Below are 19,310 nucleotides of genomic sequence, written 5' to 3' on the forward strand. Positions count from 1 at the left end.
CGGGTATAGCCAGGGTAGGGGGGAATTGTCATGGGAGAGGAACAAACAGAGAGCTACCTTTACAAGCTGGAAGCCGTGCTAGAGGAAGGGCGGATACTGACGGTTGTGGTCATCGCCAAAACGGATGAGCAAGCCTTCTCTTCTGCTGAGAACAATCTTTTGCGACATACGATAGTGCCACCTCGTATCAAAGAGCTGAGCCTGGTGGAAAAGAAGCCGCTCGGACGCCAAGGAGTCGGGTACGTAGTGGAAACCTCTACGTTTGTATAAATACGGCGAGGGCTCTTCCTGTGAAGGAACCAAGCAGCAAGGAGGACGGATTCGTAATGAACACAGGCAGGGTCGTTTTTGTCGGAGCAGGTCCTGGTGACCCCAAGCTGCTGACGATTCGCGGCATGGAGTCGCTTCGTCTTGCGGATGTGATTGTGTACGATCGCCTAGCAAGCCCGCAGCTTCTCTCGTACGCAAAAAAGGGAGCCAATCTCATCTATTGCGGGAAAGAGGCCGATCATCATACATTGCCGCAAGCAGAGATCAACCTCCTGCTCATCCGGGAAGCTCAAAAGGGGAAATATGTCGTTCGACTGAAGGGCGGGGATCCGAGCATGTTTGGGCGGGTAGGAGAGGAAGCGCAGATGTGCCGTGACCATTCTATTCCGTTTGAGATCGTCCCAGGGATTACTTCCGGGATGGCGGCTCCGCTCTATGCGGGTATTCCGCTGACTCATCGTGACTACAACTCTTCCGTTGCATTTGTCACCGGACATTTGTGTGAAAAAAATACGGGAAAGGAACCGGACTGGGCAGCCCTCGCCTCGATGGAAACGTTGGTCATCTACATGGGTGTGAAAAATCTCCCTCGCATCAGGGAGCGCCTGCTTGCGCATGGAAAAGACGTCCATACGCCCGTTGCTCTCGTGCGCTGGGGGACGGTGCGTGAGCAGGAGACGTTGATCGGCAAGCTTGGGACGATAGATAAGGAAGTCGAGCAGGCTCGCTTTGCCGCACCCGCTATCATTATCATAGGTGAGGTCGTTCGTTTGCGGGAATCGCTGAATTGGTACGAATCACGCCCCTTGTTCGGACAACGGGTAGCCGTTGCAGGTCGAGCAAACGATGAAGGAAATAGCGAGCTTGTGATTGCCTTGGAGCAGTTGGGCGCCGAAGTTCTACCGATTTCTTTGATCGAGCGTTGCACGTTTGACACACCATTGACAGAGCTTGCCACTTATCGTTGGCTCGTCTTCGAAAATGAACAGCAAGTATCCTTTTTTACTTCTGCCTTGCGACAACAGCGTTATGATGTACGACGCTTGACGAGCAAGCTGGCTGTATGTGGACAACGGGCTTTTGAGGCTTTCGAGAAACGGGGGATATATCCGGACTTGGTGCTGGATGAAAACACATCACTGCTCGCATTCCCTGACCTGCTTGCCTTGGAAAAAGAAGAGCAGGTGCTTTACGTAGGGGCAAGGAAGCCGAAAAGAATTACGCTGGGCCACGGCAAAGTGATTCAAGTGATCCAAGCGGGCACGGTGGAATGGGATGAGAAGCACCGCGGTGCGAAAAAGGCAGGATTGTCATTTGATTGGCTAGCGACGGATGACGCTCATACGCTGTCAGCTCTGGCGCAATTCGCCGGCGATGCTTGGTCAAAGACACCGATCGTATGTATCGGGAAGGAAACAACAGATGCAGCGAGAGAAATGGGCTGGCAAATTGTGAGCAGCCATGCAGAAAATGCGATCCAAATAAATAAGCTCATGGCGTGGCGCGACCATGTCAAGCGTGGGCAGACTCTTGTCTTGTCGACGACCGGTTCGCAGGAAGGATCGTACGCTGAATGATCAAGGAGGGGGCACATGAGCCAGCTGAATTTTGCGTCAGCTACAGAGGAACAACTCGCTTCCATCAATAGTAGTCTCGAAAAGGGCGACACCATAGATGTAATTAAATGGGCCTACAAAATGTTTTCAGATGATTTGATTTATTCTTGTAGCTTTGGGGCCGAGGCCATGGTGCTGCTCGATATGATCAGCGATGTGAAAAAGGATGCCAAGGTCACTTTTTTGGATACCAATCTCCACTTTTCCGAGACGTACAGCTTAATTGAGCAGGTGAGAGCGAGGTATCCGGCGTTGCAGATAACGGTCAAGCAGCCGGACATCACGCTGGCACAGCAGGCAGACCTCCATGGCGAAGCATTGTGGAGCAGGCAGCCGGATATGTGCTGCCATATCCGCAAAGTACAGCCGATGGAACGTGTGCTGACCGGAGCGGTTGCATGGTTGTCAGGACTACGCAGAGAGCAGTCGGCCACGAGAGCGAATGTCGCGTTTATCAATCGCGATGAAAAATTCCAGTCGCTAAAAATTTGTCCGCTCATTCATTGGAAGTCGGAGGAAGTGTGGCAGTACATTCGGGCATTTGAATTGCCGTACAACTCTCTTCATGACCAGAGCTATCCGAGCATCGGCTGCGCTCCTTGTACTCGTCCTGTAAAAGAGGGCGAGGATTCGAGAGCAGGACGCTGGGCACAAGCAGGGAAAACGGAATGTGGCTTGCATCTCGCAAGGTAACTAGAAAGAGAAGAACAAACCAAGGATAGGAGGGCTTTTGTATGAGTGGGAAACCTCACGGACGAGAGCTGGTAAACCGTTTTGACCCACAGGCAGACTTGTCGGTGACTACGCATGAGGTAGAGGTAGATGCATTTGCACTCGCAGATCTGGAGTTAATCGGGATTGGGGGCTACAGTCCGCTTGAGGGATTTTTGAATCGGGCGGATTATATTTCTGTCGTAGAGCAGATGCGACTGGCAGATGGTACGGTTTGGAGCATTCCGATTACACTCCCGGTCTCGACCACTGTCGCAGGAGCCTTACAGATCGGAGACAAGGTGCGGTTGAGCCATCAAGGTTCGGTCTATGGCATTCTTGCGATCACCGATATTTATTCACCTGACAAGGAGCGAGAAGCCCGGCTTGTCTATGGCACCGACGATACGAATCATCCTGGGGTGAAAAAGCTGCTGGAGCGTCCCGCCGTTTATTTGGCTGGCCCCATTACGTTGGTAAAGCGCACCGAAAAAGGTCGCTTTGGTAGCTATCACTTCGATCCTGCACAAACGAGAGAAAGATTTGCCGAGAAGGGCTGGAAAACGATTGTTGGCTTTCAGACACGCAACCCAGTCCACCGCGCGCATGAATACATTCAGAAGTCAGCTCTCGAAATCGTCGATGGTCTCTTTTTGAATCCTCTCGTGGGCGAAACGAAGGCAGATGACATCCCTGCTGATGTGCGGATGAACAGTTATCAGGTATTGCTGGAAAAATACTATCCGGCTACCCGGGTAGAGTTGGCCGTGTTCCCAGCCGCCATGCGTTATGCAGGACCGCGGGAAGCGATTTTTCACGCATTGGTGAGGAAGAATTACGGCTGCACTCATTTTATTGTAGGTCGGGACCACGCCGGTGTTGGCAACTATTACGGGACATACGATGCCCAGCATATTTTCCGCCAGTTCCAGCCAGAGGAACTAGGGATTACGCCATTATTTTTCGAGAACAGCTTTTATTGCAAGAGCTGCGAAAACATGGCCTCTACCAAAACATGCCCGCATGATAGTGAGCATCATGTCGCGCTGTCCGGGACAAAGGTGAGGGAAATGCTGGCGCGCGGCGAGGCTCCACCGCCTCAATTTAGCCGTCCTGAGGTCGCACAGGTATTGATCGAAGGGCTGCGACCGGTGTCCGTATAATCGGCTAGAAGAAAGTGGTTGTAAGAGAGGAGAGAGAAGATGAGTAGAGAGGGCACCGCGAATATCGTATGGCATCCGACGACGGTAACCAAACATGACCGTCAAAAGCGTATAGGCCACAAAAGCTGTGTCTTATGGTTTACAGGGCTGTCTGGTGCTGGTAAATCGACGTTGGCCAATGCAGTCGAACACGAACTGCATCAAAGAGGACTAGCCAGTTACGTACTGGATGGTGACAATATACGTCACGGCTTAAACCGCGGATTGGGGTTTGGGGCAGAGGACAGACGGGAAAATATTCGCCGAATTGGCGAGGTCACGAAGCTGTTCGTAGATGCAGGCGTGATTACCTTGACGGCATTTATCTCTCCCTATCGGGAAGACCGGGAGCTTGCGCGTAATCTGGTAGAGGCGGGAGAATTCATCGAGGTGTATGTAAAATGTTCATTGGGTGAGTGTGAGCGCCGGGATGTAAAAGGATTATACCAAAAAGTGAGAAGCGGAGAGATTGGTCAGTTTACGGGGATTTCAGCACCGTATGAAGAGCCGATTCAAGCGGAACTGGTCATTGAGAGCGACAAGCAGACGATTGAAGAATCTGTCCAGATTGTCCTTACATACCTGGAAGAGCACAAGATTCTCTAGTTTGATGGAGATGTAAAAAAAGCACGACGCGAGAGGCGCCGTGCTTTTTTCGTGAGGAAAAATATTACTTCGTAGTGGTCGCTGCTTCTTCAACTTCCAGATCCTCAGCCAATTCTTCCATCCATTTTTGTTGATCAACCATGCTTTCAGCGATTGGACGAACAAAGCCTTTGTCGCTAAAGCTGTTGATTGCTTTTTCATCTTTCACCAGCTGTTCTACAGTCAGACCAGCATCTTTTGCTGGTGCATTGAACTTGGTTGCTTTTCCGAAGTTGTATGCATATTGATCAGCAGCCAGACCGATTGTCACTGCTTGCTTCATTTCAGGAGCTTGGAAAGTTACGCTCAGATCGCTTGTTTGTTTCACAGGCATTTTGTTGCTGTCGATGTAGAAGTCGAGGTTCCAAGCGAGCTTGTGGAAGCCTTCTTTTTTCATTTCTTCTACGATTTTTTCAGGTGTGTATACTTTACCTGTTTCATCCAACCATTTTTTCGCTTCAGCCATGCTCTCGTTGATCATTGCTTCTGCATTTGCACGCTTTTCAGCTTCTGTAGTTTTCTTGCCCAGTTCTGGATACAGATCTTCTGTCATGGAAGTGGTCAGTACCATCATATCGATCGCAAAATTTTTCACTTCTTTGCTAGCTACTGCATCGTTAGCTGTGAAGAAGAACATTTTCACGAGTTCTTTTGCGTCGATTTTTACAGTTACGTGAGTCGCTTCTACTTTTTCACCGTTCGGCAATGTAACGGATTGTTTGCCATGGTTTTTCGCGTCTGTCAATGTATAGCCATATTTACTTACATACTTTTTAACAAAGTTGAAAGTAAGGTCGTTCATTTTGTCTTGGTAGTCTTTCAGCTTCGCAGCGTTAGCAGCATCAGAGCCGCCAAATTCAGCCATGAAAGGATTGGATGAGCTCGAATCGATTACCAAGTACTTGCTGTCCAGTGGAGACTTCACGTAGACTTTATCTTCGTCAACGATCGTTTCAACAGATGCTTTTTTGTCGCCTGCCCAGAGCTTGTTGTCGCGCAGGAGTTTGTCGTCTTTTACTTCTACTTCAAACTTCACAGTGTCCAGATCCAGTTGGGAGCCTTTTACTGTTACGCCTGCTTTCAAAGCGGACAACAACGCCGTTCCTTCTTTGTCAGCCGTTTCTCCGAATGCTTCAGGCAATTTCTCAACGTCGCCTGTCAGCTTCAAGGAGCCTTCAAAATCATAGTTTGGCTTGTCAATTGTTGCTACGATAGAATCACGCACCAGGGATGCCTCGCCAGCACAACCGGTTAGCAATACAGTACCTGCCACCAGAAGGGCGCTTCCTTTTTTCCACATGATGTGTTCCTCCCCTATGTATATTATTTTTTTATTCCCCTCTTCTTCTACGCACAAATAGAGAAAAGGTTTCGCAAAAACGGAAAAAAATCACAATCCAGCTAATTCTGCCCCATTTTCGTGGTAAGATGAAGGGGAAAAGATGGTTAGTGAAGAAAGGGCGTTGCAACATGTGGTCGTGGCTTCAAAAGCTGATGAACTTTTTTCAGGGAGAAAGAGAAGAAATAGAGGAAGAAGGTCGTCCAGCAGGTACTGGTAACCCAACAGGTAATCCCGTTCCCCGTCAGCCTCAGCCTCAGGCGAAAACAAAAAGCATCTACCCAAAAGAACGGGTAAGCAATCGAGATATAGAAGACAATGTGCGTCAAAGAAGAGAGCGTCAATTTCGTTTCCCAGTTGTCCCGGATGACTATTTGGACAAGAAGCGTAATCATAGCGTAAATCCTGCCGAATCGAATGAACGCAGTCGCCAGCAGGCACCTCGTGAACGATATGAGCCCAAGCGTGAAACCGTGCGGCCAGCAAATGAACGTGTGCTAGAAACAAAGACAGAGCCTGTTTTCGAGAAAAAGAAACCTGAGCTTATCAAAAACAACATCGAGATACCGCAACGTCCAAACCGTACGCTGCAAAAAGAACCGGAAAAAGTAACGAGACCCGTTTTTTCTACAGAAGAAAAGCGTGCCTACCAGCCGTCTGAAATCGTTTCCCCTGTTTATGGGAAGATAACCTCGGCGACGCGCGAGGCAGAGCATCGGATTCATACGACTGCGGGAATCATTTATCCGCGTCAGGAGCAAGAAGAGCATTTGCAGCAGATGAAGCAATGGGAACAAGAGATGAGCGAGCGGTATTTTCCAGAGGAGCAAGAGTCTACTTCTTTTGAGCAAAATGAACCGCAACATGTTGTTGTTGGAGATGAATCTGTACATAACGAAAGAGAAGAGACTGCTTCGGAGTCTGCTGTGGCAGAAGCTCTTGATTCAGAACGAGAGGTTGTTGCTTCCGTACAAATAGAAGAGACGGTAGCAGAAGAAATAGCAGGAAAAATGGTAGATACGGAGTCGCAAGCTACGGATCTGCAAGATTCTGATTCTGATGCTTTTGAGCCAAAAGTCGAAGAGACTGTAGCTCGGGAGAATGCGGAAGAAGAGGTATCGGTGGCTATTGGGCAATCAGAATCGACAGACTACTCTCAAACGATGGAAGAACAGCTAGCCCACGAGGAAGCCGAGCATAAACTGATCACTACACGCAGTGCGGTTGTGCAGGTGGAGAGCGAGAATGATGGCGATCACGTGGAGTCTCCTTCTGTTGGGGAGGAGAATCAACAAGTCGACACAGAGCTAGAAAGCGATGGCGTCGAAGAGCCTGCCTATGCATCTGCAATTAGCCGTTTGCTAGAAAGAGCAGAAGTAGATTCACCACAGGAGCTCAGTTCAGCAGAAGTGGGTTCGGTTTCCGAAGATACGTCAGAGCAAACAGAGCAAACAGAAACTACTGAGCCAACTGAACCTGAATCTATTGATCAGCAAATTGTGGAACCAGTTGTGGAATCTGTGGAACCGATTGTAGAACCAGTTGCAGAAACGATACCAGAATCCGTTCCAGTCCCTGTCCCTGCTTCATCCGCTGCACAGACGGTGAACATGTCTCATACATCCCTGACGAAGCAACCTGCGTCAGCTTCGGTAAAAGAATCGTCAAATGAAGCAGACCAAGGAGTAGAGTCAGCACAGCCGCCATACGCCTTGCCGGATTTGGGACTGCTGAATCCGAGCCCGCCGGTTAGCGATGACGACGATGAGCATACCCAAATTCAAAAGCTGTTATTGGAAGAGACGCTCGCCAATTTCAATGTCAGCGCTCAAGTAGTAGGGATTGTCAAAGGCCCATCCGTGACGCGCTTTGAGCTGCAACCGGCTCCTGGCGTAAAAGTGAACAAGATTACGGGTTTGACTGACGATATCAAGCTGAATTTGGCTGCCAAAGATATTCGAATTGAGGCACCGATTCCAGGTCGCAATGCCATCGGAATCGAAGTCCCAAATATGTCCAGCCAGCCTGTATTAATCGAAAAGATCATCAGCTCAGACAAGTTTCAGGAGCATTCCTCTCCGATGGCGGTCGCACTCGGTATGGACATCGGCGGAGAGCCGATTATTGCGGATATTAAAAAGATGCCGCACGGTTTGATTGCCGGCTCGACCGGCTCGGGTAAAAGTGTCTGCATCAACTCTATCATCGTCAGTCTGCTGTACAAGGCGACTCCTGAGCAGGTGCGATTGCTCTTGATCGATCCGAAAATGGTGGAGCTCGCCCCTTACAATCATTTGCCTCATCTGGTTACGCCTGTCGTGACAGAGGCCAAGCAAGCAACGGCTTCTCTCAAGTGGGCCGTGGAAGAAATGGAGAAGCGCTATGCGCTATTCGTAGATGCGGGTGTTCGCGATATTGACCGCTACAATCAGACGACAGATGATCAGCTGCCTTATATCGTGATTATCATCGATGAGTTGGCTGACTTGATGATGGTCTCGCCGCAGGATGTGGAGGATTGCATTATCCGGATCGCTCAGAAGGCACGTGCTTGCGGTATTCATTTGCTTCTGGCGACACAGCGCCCATCCGTAGATGTTATTACCGGAAACATCAAGGCAAACGTACCGACTCGTCTTGCTTTTGCCGTGTTCTCCCAAGTTGACTCGCGCACGATTCTCGATCAGTCTGGGGCAGAACGCCTGTTGGGTAGAGGGGACATGCTGTTCCTTGAGAGCGGCACGACTCCGGTTCGTCTGCAAGGGAACTTCGTTTCAGATGACGAGATCGAGCGAATCACACATATGATCAAAAAGCAAAGAAAGCCTGCGTACATTTTCAGCAAAGAAGATTTGGAGCAGCAGGTTGCATCGTTTGACAGTGGAGATGATCCGTTGTATCTGGAAGCACTCGTGTTCGTGGCCGATCAGGGACAAGCTTCTGCATCTGGATTGCAACGCCGTTTCCGCGTCGGATATAACCGTGCTGCCCGTCTCATCGAAATGATGGAGGCAGATGGGTACGTGGCAGGACAAAGCGGCGGTAAGGCTCGCGCTGTCCTTATTTCCAAGGAGGACGCACAAGCCGTAGTAGAGGGATCGACACTCCTGTAATAATCAAGGGTCTTGCATGGAGCAAGGCCCTTTCTACACGGATGAGTTGCCTAAATATTCAGTAAGGTAGTATGCTATAGGATAGATGTGAGATGGAAAGGACCGATGACGATGAATCCGCTGGCGAAAAAGTATCAGGAGATTGACGACAAAATTGTCTTGTTCAATGAAGAGTATTATTTGAGCGTGGAAAAAATCGACATTGCCGCAATGACGCTGGAAAAAAGGGAGTCGCTCTTTAACCAGCTGTACGATTTCGACAGTTCGGACATGGAACTGGAGATCGATGTCTCCGAGGAAGAAAAGGGCGTTTGGTATCTGCAATTGCTCGTACCACATGTATTGACACTGCCTGAGGCTGCCAAAAGACGCATCGAAAATGGAACCAATCAACTCACCCAGCATTTGAGTGAACAGATAGATGAGCTCGTGAGAACGCAATTGCTTGGGGAAGAAATTTATACCTATGTGAAACGCTACAATCCGGATCTGGAGCGTATTGCCTAAATAACAAACATCCATCTATCCCACAACGAGGGGCAAGATGGATGTTTTTCATTCCCCTTAGCTTTTGGCCGTTTTGGTCGATAGCCAGGTGCAGGCAGTCTTATTTGTCGTAGTCGCAATCCATTCGCATGGTTGATTGTTTACAGGAGTGATCAAGCGTAGTGTATCTCCTTTGAGACCGCCGTATTTGACGGAGGCGCTGGGGGCTGCTGCGACATACACCACACGTTCGTTGATAGAAACAGTTGGGATATAGGTAGAGTTTTCGGATTTGTAGCCGCTAGTGAGGGAAACAGGAACAGGGAGGTTTTTCATGGAGAGGGTTATTTTATCCGAAGACTTGTGATAAAACATTTTTCCAGTAACCTGGCTGAAGTCGCCATCATCCACGGTGACTACCAGTGGGTACGTTCCAGTGCCGTAGAGCATGATCGCGTGATCGGAACCAGAATAACGGTTGTTTACGAGGGAGACATTTCCGCAGCGATTCAACGAAATGTTTTGGGTCAGCCGGGGGTCAAACGAACAGTTTCTCACGGTAATTTGTCTCTCGGCGAGTACATCCCATGGCTCCAAGCTCAAGGCATAGCCGCCTATGGAAGTCGCCGTATCATTGGCCTCGAAGCTACAGCCATCAAATACAAGACCTACATCCGAATAATCCACGGTCAGGCCGGTACCAACTGTCTTTGTACTTCCTTGTTCGATCGTATGCAATACCCAGCGACAGTTACTGAAGGTCATGTTTTTCATAAAGTTCACCCGATTTTTCTGATCAGGTGCCGTATAGAAAACCGAGGAGCTGATACAGCCTGTCATGCCAGTGAGACTGAAGCTGGCGAGCGAAACAAGGTGACTAGCTTGCACGACCATCGGGGAGGACAGATCTCCCTCCAAGTCGAGCTGTTGACGGCAAGAGATATTGCTCAGGTTTACGAACATGGGTGTGGCTCCGTCGAATCCTGCATTGAGCTCGACCTCAAAACGATCACACGCTACATTCGCTGCATTCAGACGTTCCAGGCCACCCGTCACCGTAATATCTGAGCGTGTACGCTTGCGGTTGTCACTGTAAAAATCGGTAATTTGCACAGTGCGGACATAGGAGTTCGTTTCGCCGGCAAAGTAAAAATGGTCGGCGATTCCATCCGTACACCAAACTTGTCGTAGCGCTACGTAATTGATATAGCTGCTAGGACCGGCACCACGAATGTAGAAATCGGCGCTATGCTCGTAATCGTAAGGATCGGGAGGTAGCGGGTTTGCTCTGGCATTGGAATCAATCTTCAAGTTGGTGACTACAAAAGAATCCGCATCACCATCTATCGAAGTAATCGAGAAGAGCCAGCGCCAATCTGCTGCAGTTGAATTGGCTTTCCTTTTTAACACGGAATAAGGACCGATTCCCAGCATCACTAGGCTTTTTCCTGTTCCTAGGATGACCTCCAGCTTGTTTGGTTCTATGATGTAGGTGCCAGCAGGGAAAAATAATGGAATCTGCAGGTTCAGAGCAGCAGTCAAGGCAGCCTGGATTGATTGGGTATCGTCGGTCACTCCATCCCCCTTTGCTCCGTACGTTTTTACATCAATCCACATAAAAGCATTCTCCTCCAAAAAATGGGTAGACAAGATTGTCTTCTTTTCATTTCATTCAACCATTTCTCAAATGTTGACAACCATTTAGTAAAAAGGGCATGGACTACATAAAAAATGTGTTCCATAAACTTCGTTCAGCCACTGGCATATTTGTCCTAGAACCTCCGTATGAATAAGCAAAGAGGTGGATAGTATGTCGATTTTGGTGACAGGCGCAGCTGGATTTATCGGTTTTCATGTAACACGACGGCTTTTGGAACAAGGACAGACGGTGTGGGGGGTAGATAATTGCAATGAGTATTACGACCCGGTCTTGAAGAGCAAACGACTGGAAATCCTCCAAGCGTATCCATCATTTCGTTTTATCAAAGCGGATATTGCAGATCAGAGCAAAATGGACGAGTTGTTCCGAGAAATGGAGCCGGAGATTGTCATTCACTTGGCCGCTCAAGCGGGCGTCAGGTACAGTCTGGAAAATCCTCATGCTTATACGACCTCCAATATCACCGGGTTTCTGAACATGTTGGAAGGGTGCCGACGGTCGAGAGTCAGGCATTTGCTCTATGCATCCTCAAGCTCCGTCTACGGAGGGAATACAAAGCTACCATTTGCTGAGTATGATCCCGTAGATGAGCCGGTCAGCTTGTACGCAGCAACGAAAAAAGCCAATGAACTGATGGCCTATACCTATAGTCATTTATATGGTCTGCCTGCGACGGGTCTTCGCTTCTTTACGGTATATGGGCCTTGGGGACGACCCGATATGGCGCTCTATACGTTTACCAAGGCGATTTTGTCGGGAGAGCCTGTCCGCATTTTCAACTACGGCAACATGACAAGAGACTTTACGTATGTGGACGATATTGTCGAAGGGATGCTGCGACTGATGAATCGAATTCCCCAAAGCGAGGGAGATAAGGCCCCGCATGAGGTGTTCAACATCGGGAATCACCAGCCGATCGATTTGCTTACGTTTCTCTCGATTCTGGAAGAGAAGCTGGGTAAAAAGGCTGTTCGCGACTATTTGCCCATCCAGCCGGGGGATGTTCCTGCTACCTATGCGTCAGTGGAAGCTCTGTATGAGGCGACAGGCTTTCGACCGAAAACACCAGTCGATGTGGGGATATCTCGCTTTGTAGATTGGTACTTCAGCTATTATGGTGTGGCTCATGCGTAAAAAAGTAGGAGTAGTAGGTCTTGGATATGTAGGACTGCCTGTCGCGATTGCTTTTGGGCAAGTGCTCCCAGTAGTTGGTTTTGACATAGACGAAAGACGCATACGCAGTCTGGAAAGCGGAATGGATGAAACGGGAGAGATGTCGACGGATGAGCTAGAGCGAGCTAACATCACGTATACAGATGACCCCGCAACTCTCGCAGCGTGCGATTTTATCATCATCACGGTACCCACTCCTGTCGATTCTGCGAAACGGCCCGATATGCGGGCGCTCATTCTCGCGTCTGAAAGCGTTGGGCAACATCTGACTTCCGGGACCATCGTCGTCTATGAATCGACAGTTTATCCAGGGGCAACAGAAGAAATTTGTATTCCTGTGTTGGAAGAAGCGTCTGGAAAGCTGGCGGGGATTGATTTTTTCGTCGGCTACTCACCTGAACGAATTAATCCGGGAGATCGGGAACGGAGATTATCCCAGATCGTCAAGGTCGTTTCCGGGCAAGATCGCCAGACGTGTGAAACGATTGCTGAGATGTATGAGTTGATTGTAGAGGCGGGTATTCACAAAGCACCTTCGATTCAGGTGGCTGAGTCAGCCAAGGTGATTGAGAACACGCAACGTGACATCAATATCGCCTTGATCAATGAGCTCTCGATTATTTTTGACCGTTTGGGCATTTCTACGGCAGATGTACTAGAAGCAGCACGGACTAAATGGAACTTCCTTCCGTTCTCTCCAGGACTCGTCGGTGGTCATTGCATTGGCGTCGATCCGTACTATTTGACATATAAGGCGGAGAGTGTCGGTTATCATCCGCAGGTCATACTGGCAGGCCGACGGATCAATGACGGAATGGGCAAGTTCGTTGCGACTTCACTCGTGAAACAAATGATCTGGCAAAATATTGCGATTCAAGGCTCGCGGATTACGATCATGGGTATCACCTTCAAAGAAAACGTGTCGGACATTCGCAATAGCCGGGTCATCGACATTGTTCAGGAACTAAAGGAGTTCGGAGTAGAGGTCCAAGTGACAGATGAATTGGCTTGTCCAGAGCGGACGAGAGAGGAGTACGGTATTCAATTGCGAGAATGGGAAGACCTGCAGCCTGCCCACGGAATCGTATTGGCCGTACCTCATGAGCGATATCTGCACCTGGGATGGGAGGAGCTTGCCGGGCTCTTGCATCAGGGGCAAGGTGTCATCGCAGACGTGAAAAGCGTGCTAAATCGCGAAACATGCCCGGCAGAAATTAGCCTGTGGCGTTTATGATGACCATTCTTTGGATAACGATCACCTGGAGCGGATGAATATGAGCTACCGGAAGAGAAGATTCTGGTTAAGCTTATCGGACGCAGGAATTATCAGCTTGGCTGTCTGGTTGGCATGCCTGGTTCGATTTGATTTTTCTTTCACGGAGATAAGCGAATATCAACCTGTGTATTTGATGATGGGCCACGTACTGTTCGTCGTGACAGGCATGCACTTTGCTCAACTCTATCGACCTGTTTTCCGCTATGTCAGTGTTCGCGAACTGGTCTCGATCATTTTAGCTACGAGCTTTTCCGTTTTGGCTCTCTACCTGGTACTGAAAATGACGTTCCTGCTTGGTTGGTCCATCCGATTTCCCACCTCACTCTTTCTCATGACGCTAGCCTTTGTCTTGTTTGGGATCACAGGCTCCCGGTTTGTATGGAAGTGGTGGTATGAAGAGCGGGAGAAAAGAACCCAGGATCGCAGGCGCACATTAATTATCGGGGCAGGTAGCGCAGGTGTGCTCGTAGCCAGAGAGATGAAAACCTCGCCTTTGTCGGAGCTGCGTCCAGTTGCCTTTATCGATGATGAGCCCAGCAAACAAAATCTGCGCGTGTACGGCCTGCCAGTTGTAGGGAATCGGGCTGATATCGCCCGCGTGGTGCAACGACTTTCCATATCAGACATCGTGATTGCCATGCCATCCGCTTCCCGACAGACGATTAAGGATATTTTCGATATTTGCAAAACGACGAGAGCGAGCGTCAAAATTTTGCCGCACGTTGCAGACATCATCAGCGGAAAAATCACGATGAACATGATTCGGGATGTAGCGCTGGAGGATTTATTGGGAAGGGAGCCTGTTCAAGTCAATCTGGAAGAGATTACGGGGTACTTGCGGCAGCAAGTCGTACTAGTGACAGGAGCGGGCGGCTCGATTGGGTCCGAGCTTTGTAGACAAATAGCTAGATTTGGTCCAAGGAAACTTCTTCTCTTGGGGAATGAAGAGAACGGCATTTTTGAAATGAGCCTGGAGCTCTCGCGTTTGTTTCCTGAGCAGGAGACGGTCAGCCTGATTGCAGATATTCGTGACAGACAAAGAATTGCTTCGATTATGCATGAGTATCGTCCCGCCGTTGTTTTTCATGCGGCAGCTCACAAGCATGTGCCGTTAATGGAGAACAACCCGTGTGAGGCATTAAAAAATAACATTCTGGGTACGAAAAACGTTGCGGAATGCGCGTTGGAAACCAGCGTCTCTCATTTTATCCTGATCTCGACGGACAAGGCAGTGAATCCAACCAGTGTGATGGGCGCCACGAAAAGGATCGCTGAGCTTCTGATCCAGGGTTATAACCATGTCGGACTTACCCGGTTTGCGGCTGTTCGTTTTGGAAATGTCCTGGGGAGCAGGGGAAGTGTCGTTCCTGTTTTTCTCAATCAAATCCGGGCAGGTGGACCGATTACTATTACGCATCCAGATATGGAGAGATTCTTTATGACCATTCCTGAGGCTGCCCAGCTCGTCATCCAGGCGGGAGCACTCGCTCAGGGAGGGGAAATATTCATTCTCGATATGGGGAAACCGGTCAAAATTGTCGATATGGCCCTCGACTTGATTCGCTTGGCAGGCTTGGAGCCTGGGAAGGATATTCCGGTCGTATTCACGGGAGTTCGTTCGGGTGAGAAGCTGTACGAAGAAATTTTGACGGCGGAAGAAGGCTTGTCGTCTACTTGCCATAATCGCATCTTCATTGGGAAGCCACTCGATTTTTCCTGGAATGAGCTATTGGCAGGGATCGCCCGGTTAGAGCAAATTGCAGACAAGGGAGCGACGATGGAGGACAAACAATCCATTATCGAAATTTTGCAAGGGATCGTTCCTGGCTATCAATCCACTTCTTACGTGAAGGAAGAGTCTACCCCAGTCCCTTATCAAGTGGCGATCGGATGAGCGTCAGCAAATGGAAGGAAAAGATTGCCACGATAAAGTGGAAGCGGCTGCTTGTATGGGGGGGATTGATTTGTCTCATCAGCTTGAGTGGTTATGGTGTGTATGTCTATCTGTCGGTAAAAGAAACGGCCAGCAAAATGTACCTCCCTATCCGCACGCAGAAATCTGTCGAGGTACCATTAGCGACTGAACCAGCAACTGTGAGGCAATCGCCGACCGTGAATTCCCAAGAAGCAACTACAACGCCTGCGGCTGAAGTGGAGAACTCCGCTATCTTGCCCAAAGAACCGATCACCCTGCTGCTTCTTGGTGTTGATGAACGAGAGAATGACAAGGGGCGCTCTGATGTCATCCTCGTACTCTCCGTTAACCCGAAAACGAAATCTGCGTTGCTCATCAGCATACCGCGTGATACGCGAACCGCTATGCCTCACAAAGGTACTCAGGATAAGATCAATCACGCATATGCATTCGGTGGGGTGCAGCAGGCAGTAGACACCGTCGAACAGTTTCTCCAAGTTCCCATTGATTACGTGGTGACCGCGAATATGGAAGGATTCGCAGGTGTGATCGATGCGCTGGGAGGAGTGGAAGTCAACAACAAGCTTGCCTTTACTTATGCGGATTACACCTTTCCAATAGGTCCCATCCAGTTAGACGGGAAGCAAGCCTTAGTCTACGCTCGCATGCGCTACGAAGATCCGAGAGGCGACCTCGGGCGCAACGAAAGACAGCAGGAAATCATCAAGGCATTGCTGGACAAAGGTGTAACCCTTGCAGCGCCTACCCGATTGAATGGCGTCCTTGCGACGATGGAGAAATACGTGAAAACGAACATGACCTTTGATGTGATGAAACAGCTTGCCCTAAGCTACAGTACGGCAGTCACCTCCGTCGAGACGATTCGTTTGGAAGGAAAGGGTCAAATGATCAATGGAATCTACTACTATATCGTCAGCCCGCAAGAGCGTGAGAGGTTGACCGAGAGTCTTTCAACTTTTCAAAAACAAATCGAACCTCCCGTACAATTGCCGAAAGAAGGAAGCGACAGCATGGCGGGGCAAAGGGGGAAGCAGGATGAATGAGGAGCTTAATCTTCGTGAAATACTCCTGATGTTGTTGAAGCGATGGAAGCTGATCCTTTTGATTACCTCTTTGTGCACCATCGGAACAGCGCTCGTGAGCTTCTATTTACTGACACCGATTTATCAGGCGAAGACGGAAATATTAGTGAATCGCTCACTGGATTCAACCGTAGAGAGCGTGCTATCTGTCGCGGAAATTGATTCCAATCTGAAATTAATTGAGACCTATCGTGTGATTATCGAAAGTCCGCGGGTGATGGAACGCGTACTCGAAGTGATCGGGGCCGGCGCTACGATGGAGGATCTGCTGCTTCAAACGAAGGTGGAGCCAGTCAAGGACTCGCAGGTCATTTCCATTACAGTAGAAGACCCAGATCAGGGCAGAGCTGTGCTCATCGCCAATACAATCGCGACGACCTTTCAGGAACAAGTCGTCAAAATGCTTAGCATGAACAACGTGCATATTTTAGCGGAAGCCCGAAACAATCCGTTGGCCATTCCAGTGAGCCCAAAACCGATCCTCAATTCGGTGATCGCCTTTGTCCTCGGGTTGGCAACGTCTATGGTCGTCGTTTTCTTGCTTGTGCAGATGGATACCCGACTTCAATCGGAAAAAGAAGTGGAGGAGTATTTAGGCTTACCTGTACTGGCAACGATTGCGGTGATTGACAAAAAAACGCGGAAGGCATTTCGCAAGCCCAAGGTGGAGGAAGTGAGGAATGAGTATGAGAAGGCAGAAGCCTGATGATCGTTACCAAAAGCTGATCGCCCATTGGGAGCCGCTGTCTCCACTGGTAGAGGGCTACCGTACCCTTCGCTTAAACATTCAGTTTTCCGTGGGCGACAAGCTGATGCAAACGATTTTAGTCACCAGTCCAGGGGCTTCTGAGGGGAAAACGATCACTGCTGCCAACCTGTCCTTGATGATGGCAAAGGATCACAAAAAAACGGTGTTGCTTGATTTTGACTTGCGCAATCCGCGGGTACATTTCACCTTTGATATGCCGAATCTGTATGGAATCAGTTCTTACTTTTCGGATATGTGCCAGATTGCCGATATTATTCAACCGTCTGGGGTTTCAGAGCTGTCGATCATTACGGCAGGGCCAATCCCGCATAATCCAGCGGAAATGCTCGGGACGACACGGCTCTTGGAATTGATGGACTATCTGCGCCAAAACTTTGATTTTGTGATTGTCGACAGCCCGCCCTTAATCGTAAGCGATGCAATGGTGCTGGCGAGGGAAATGGACGGCTGTGTCATGGTGGTGGATGCAAGCAAGACGAAGCGGGATTCTGCTGTCAAAGCGGTAGAGCAGTTAAAAGCGGCAGGAGCCAATCTGCTCGGTGTTGTTCTCAACAACAAAAAGGTAGGGAAGAGAGAAGGCTACTACGGATATGGGTACAACGCATAGCAGAAAGCGGGGCGTTTGTAGGCATGCATGCCCTCAAATTAGCTTGGCAACGACAATGGAACCGTCTGCATAAAGATCGCGATGTTCACGAAGTGATACGTGGCTCGGCCTTCACGTTTTTGTTTCGGCTCCTTGGCTTCGTGCTGCTCTATCTCTTGCAGTTCTACATTGCCAGAGAGTATGGAGCCGAGAGCCTGGGCATCTATTCGCTGACGATCACCCTGATGAACATTGGAATGGTGCTGGCCGTTTTGGGGACGGATACAGCCATCATCCGCTTTCTCTCGGAGTTTCGTGCGAAAGGCTCGCTTTATCAGATTTCCGAAGTATTCAACAAAGTAGTGCTGTGGGCGACGTTGATTTCGATTGTACTTGGTGTACTTTTGCATGTGTTCTCAGAGCAGGTGTCCGCCTACGTGTTTGCAGGGGAGCTGCCAGCAGACGCACTGCGAGTCGTCGCGTGGATGCTTCCGTTTGTGTCGCTCGCAAGGCTGTATGCATCTGCGTTTCGGGCACTACATCGGGTTGTCATCTCGATCACTGTCGATATCGTCGGTATGCGTTTTCTGCACTTGGCGTTTCTTTTCATCGCCATTCCTTTTTTCGAACCCAGTACGATGCTCTTGATTCAACTGCTCGCAGCTGCTGTTATCTTGAATGCCATCTATGGGATGGGGCAGTGGTATGCGACGAGCCGAGGATTCCGTAACGGTATACAGCCGACTACGCGAGAACCTGGGGTTGGCTTGAGGGAAATTATTGCAGTCGCACTGCCCATGTATCTCAGTGCGTCGATGGAATTAATTATGACGTGGACAGATATGATCATGCTGGGCATTTTTACGGATGCAAAAACAGTCGGGGTATACAGTGTGGTCATTCGTCTGGCAATGGTGACGGGCTTTGCGCTGATTTCCATCAATACGATCCTCTCTCCCAAGTTCTCTGAGCTGTACGCACGTAATGATATGGACGGCTTGAAAAAGATGATTGCGTTTGCCAATCGGCTCATATTCTACACCTCTGCTCCTCTTAATCTGCTCGTGGCGATATTTGCCGTTCCGTTGCTCACTTTTTTTGGTGAAGAGTTTGCGAGTGAGAGCCTCGTCCTTGTGATTTTGTGCATGGGGCAGTTCGTCAATTTTTGCACAGGCAGTGTCATCCCCTTATTGACGATGACCGGGCATCAAAAAACGGCCCGCAATATTCTTGTTTGTTCAGCTGCGCTAAACATAATCGGAAATGCTTGTCTCATTCCGCTGTATGGAATTATCGGGGCCGCCATTGCTACTTCGATCAGTCTGATCTGTCGAGATCTTTGTGCTTCGTATTGGGCATCCAAATTTTTTGGTTTTCGCACGTGGTATATCCCGTTTTTATCCGAAAAATATTCCGTCTCGCTCTCGGAGACGAGGTCATGAAGAA

At 49.3% G+C, this 19,310-nt stretch carries 16 protein-coding genes; 14 read left to right on the forward strand and 2 right to left on the reverse strand.

What is annotated here, in order from left to right:
• Positions 1 to 30 precede the first annotated feature (30 nt).
• Genes ACQ5DJ_RS16825 through cysC form a run of 5 tightly spaced genes read left to right on the forward strand, consistent with a single transcriptional unit; the run spans position 31 to position 4,405 of the window.
• The gene (locus ACQ5DJ_RS16825; protein ID WP_429843486.1) at positions 31 to 270 is read left to right on the forward strand and encodes a DUF3906 family protein; all 240 of its coding nucleotides are present in this window, start codon (positions 31 to 33) and stop codon (positions 268 to 270) included.
• Between the two features lie 56 nt (positions 271 to 326).
• Positions 327 to 1,847 carry a uroporphyrinogen-III C-methyltransferase gene (gene cobA, locus ACQ5DJ_RS16830; protein WP_429843487.1) on the forward strand — a complete coding sequence of 507 codons (1,521 nt, stop codon included), beginning with the start codon at positions 327 to 329 and terminating at the stop codon, positions 1,845 to 1,847.
• 15 nt (positions 1,848 to 1,862) lie between these two features.
• Complete coding sequence (locus ACQ5DJ_RS16835; protein WP_429843488.1) at positions 1,863 to 2,579, forward strand: phosphoadenylyl-sulfate reductase; 717 nt, start codon at positions 1,863 to 1,865, stop codon at positions 2,577 to 2,579.
• 41 nt (positions 2,580 to 2,620) lie between these two features.
• Positions 2,621 to 3,760 (forward strand): sulfate adenylyltransferase, encoded by a 1,140-nt coding sequence (sat, locus tag ACQ5DJ_RS16840; protein WP_429843489.1) that lies wholly within the window; start codon positions 2,621 to 2,623, stop codon positions 3,758 to 3,760.
• A 39-nt stretch (positions 3,761 to 3,799) separates the two neighbouring features.
• The gene (gene cysC / locus ACQ5DJ_RS16845) at positions 3,800 to 4,405 is read left to right on the forward strand and encodes an adenylyl-sulfate kinase (protein ID WP_429843490.1); all 606 of its coding nucleotides are present in this window, start codon (positions 3,800 to 3,802) and stop codon (positions 4,403 to 4,405) included.
• A 64-nt stretch (positions 4,406 to 4,469) separates the two neighbouring features.
• Here the strand turns inward: cysC and ACQ5DJ_RS16850 are convergent, their stop codons facing one another.
• Positions 4,470 to 5,744 (reverse strand): hypothetical protein, encoded by a 1,275-nt coding sequence (locus tag ACQ5DJ_RS16850; RefSeq protein WP_429843491.1) that lies wholly within the window; start codon positions 5,742 to 5,744, stop codon positions 4,470 to 4,472.
• A 170-nt stretch (positions 5,745 to 5,914) separates the two neighbouring features.
• On the opposite strand from ACQ5DJ_RS16850, the gene ACQ5DJ_RS16855 reads away from it, so the two are divergent.
• Both ACQ5DJ_RS16855 and ACQ5DJ_RS16860 read left to right on the forward strand, forming a co-directional pair.
• Entirely contained in the window at positions 5,915 to 8,896 is a 2,982-nt protein-coding gene (locus ACQ5DJ_RS16855) for a DNA translocase FtsK (protein ID WP_429843492.1), read from the forward strand.
• Positions 8,897 to 9,007: 111 nt separating this feature from the next.
• Entirely contained in the window at positions 9,008 to 9,403 is a 396-nt protein-coding gene (locus ACQ5DJ_RS16860) for a hypothetical protein (protein ID WP_429843545.1), read from the forward strand.
• 57 nt (positions 9,404 to 9,460) lie between these two features.
• Here ACQ5DJ_RS16860 and ACQ5DJ_RS16865 read toward each other — a convergent pair whose 3' ends face one another.
• Positions 9,461 to 10,999, reverse strand: coding sequence for a glycosyl hydrolase family 28-related protein (locus ACQ5DJ_RS16865; RefSeq protein ID WP_429843493.1), 1,539 nt, complete (start codon positions 10,997 to 10,999; stop codon positions 9,461 to 9,463).
• A 193-nt stretch (positions 11,000 to 11,192) separates the two neighbouring features.
• Between ACQ5DJ_RS16865 and ACQ5DJ_RS16870 the strand changes: the two genes are divergently transcribed.
• From ACQ5DJ_RS16870 to ACQ5DJ_RS16900, 7 genes are read left to right on the forward strand one after another with little or no spacing between them, the layout of a single operon-like run.
• Positions 11,193 to 12,176, forward strand: a complete 984-nt coding sequence (locus tag ACQ5DJ_RS16870) for an NAD-dependent epimerase (RefSeq protein WP_429843494.1) — start codon at positions 11,193 to 11,195, stop codon at positions 12,174 to 12,176.
• Entirely contained in the window at positions 12,169 to 13,449 is a 1,281-nt protein-coding gene (locus tag ACQ5DJ_RS16875) for a nucleotide sugar dehydrogenase (RefSeq protein ID WP_429843495.1), read from the forward strand. Before ACQ5DJ_RS16870 ends, ACQ5DJ_RS16875 begins: the two co-directional genes overlap by 8 nt.
• A gap of 40 nt (positions 13,450 to 13,489) precedes the next feature.
• Positions 13,490 to 15,385, forward strand: a complete 1,896-nt coding sequence (locus ACQ5DJ_RS16880; protein ID WP_429843496.1) for a polysaccharide biosynthesis protein — start codon at positions 13,490 to 13,492, stop codon at positions 15,383 to 15,385.
• The gene (locus ACQ5DJ_RS16885; RefSeq protein ID WP_429843497.1) at positions 15,382 to 16,470 is read left to right on the forward strand and encodes an LCP family protein; all 1,089 of its coding nucleotides are present in this window, start codon (positions 15,382 to 15,384) and stop codon (positions 16,468 to 16,470) included. The genes ACQ5DJ_RS16880 and ACQ5DJ_RS16885 overlap by 4 nt, the downstream gene beginning before the upstream one ends.
• Positions 16,463 to 17,215 (forward strand): YveK family protein, encoded by a 753-nt coding sequence (locus ACQ5DJ_RS16890; protein ID WP_429843498.1) that lies wholly within the window; start codon positions 16,463 to 16,465, stop codon positions 17,213 to 17,215. The genes ACQ5DJ_RS16885 and ACQ5DJ_RS16890 overlap by 8 nt, the downstream gene beginning before the upstream one ends.
• A complete protein-coding gene (locus ACQ5DJ_RS16895; protein WP_429843499.1) occupies positions 17,190 to 17,885 on the forward strand; it encodes a CpsD/CapB family tyrosine-protein kinase in 696 nt (231 codons plus the stop codon). Before ACQ5DJ_RS16890 ends, ACQ5DJ_RS16895 begins: the two co-directional genes overlap by 26 nt.
• 23 nt (positions 17,886 to 17,908) lie before the next feature.
• The gene (locus ACQ5DJ_RS16900; RefSeq protein WP_429843500.1) at positions 17,909 to 19,306 is read left to right on the forward strand and encodes a flippase; all 1,398 of its coding nucleotides are present in this window, start codon (positions 17,909 to 17,911) and stop codon (positions 19,304 to 19,306) included.
• Positions 19,307 to 19,310: the final 4 nt, after the last annotated feature.

The sequence above is a fragment of the Brevibacillus sp. FIR094 genome (assembly GCF_050477165.1).
Lineage (GTDB): Bacteria > Bacillota > Bacilli > Brevibacillales > Brevibacillaceae > Brevibacillus.

Excerpts from the sequence above, each read along its gene's own strand:
- ACQ5DJ_RS16825 (WP_429843486.1), top strand. The coding sequence starts at position 31 with ATGGGAGAGGAACAAACAGAGAGCTACCTTTACAAGCTGGAAGCCGTG.
- cobA (WP_429843487.1), top strand. The coding sequence starts at position 327 with ATGAACACAGGCAGGGTCGTTTTTGTCGGAGCAGGTCCTGGTGACCCC.
- ACQ5DJ_RS16835 (WP_429843488.1), top strand. The coding sequence starts at position 1,863 with ATGAGCCAGCTGAATTTTGCGTCAGCTACAGAGGAACAACTCGCTTCC.
- sat (WP_429843489.1), top strand. The coding sequence starts at position 2,621 with ATGAGTGGGAAACCTCACGGACGAGAGCTGGTAAACCGTTTTGACCCA.
- cysC (WP_429843490.1), top strand. The coding sequence starts at position 3,800 with ATGAGTAGAGAGGGCACCGCGAATATCGTATGGCATCCGACGACGGTA.
- ACQ5DJ_RS16850 (WP_429843491.1), bottom strand. The coding sequence starts at position 5,744 with ATGTGGAAAAAAGGAAGCGCCCTTCTGGTGGCAGGTACTGTATTGCTA.
- ACQ5DJ_RS16855 (WP_429843492.1), top strand. The coding sequence starts at position 5,915 with ATGTGGTCGTGGCTTCAAAAGCTGATGAACTTTTTTCAGGGAGAAAGA.
- ACQ5DJ_RS16860 (WP_429843545.1), top strand. The coding sequence starts at position 9,008 with ATGAATCCGCTGGCGAAAAAGTATCAGGAGATTGACGACAAAATTGTC.
- ACQ5DJ_RS16865 (WP_429843493.1), bottom strand. The coding sequence starts at position 10,999 with ATGTGGATTGATGTAAAAACGTACGGAGCAAAGGGGGATGGAGTGACC.
- ACQ5DJ_RS16870 (WP_429843494.1), top strand. The coding sequence starts at position 11,193 with ATGTCGATTTTGGTGACAGGCGCAGCTGGATTTATCGGTTTTCATGTA.
- ACQ5DJ_RS16875 (WP_429843495.1), top strand. The coding sequence starts at position 12,169 with ATGCGTAAAAAAGTAGGAGTAGTAGGTCTTGGATATGTAGGACTGCCT.
- ACQ5DJ_RS16880 (WP_429843496.1), top strand. The coding sequence starts at position 13,490 with ATGAGCTACCGGAAGAGAAGATTCTGGTTAAGCTTATCGGACGCAGGA.
- ACQ5DJ_RS16885 (WP_429843497.1), top strand. The coding sequence starts at position 15,382 with ATGAGCGTCAGCAAATGGAAGGAAAAGATTGCCACGATAAAGTGGAAG.
- ACQ5DJ_RS16890 (WP_429843498.1), top strand. The coding sequence starts at position 16,463 with ATGAATGAGGAGCTTAATCTTCGTGAAATACTCCTGATGTTGTTGAAG.
- ACQ5DJ_RS16895 (WP_429843499.1), top strand. The coding sequence starts at position 17,190 with ATGAGTATGAGAAGGCAGAAGCCTGATGATCGTTACCAAAAGCTGATC.
- ACQ5DJ_RS16900 (WP_429843500.1), top strand. The coding sequence starts at position 17,909 with ATGCATGCCCTCAAATTAGCTTGGCAACGACAATGGAACCGTCTGCAT.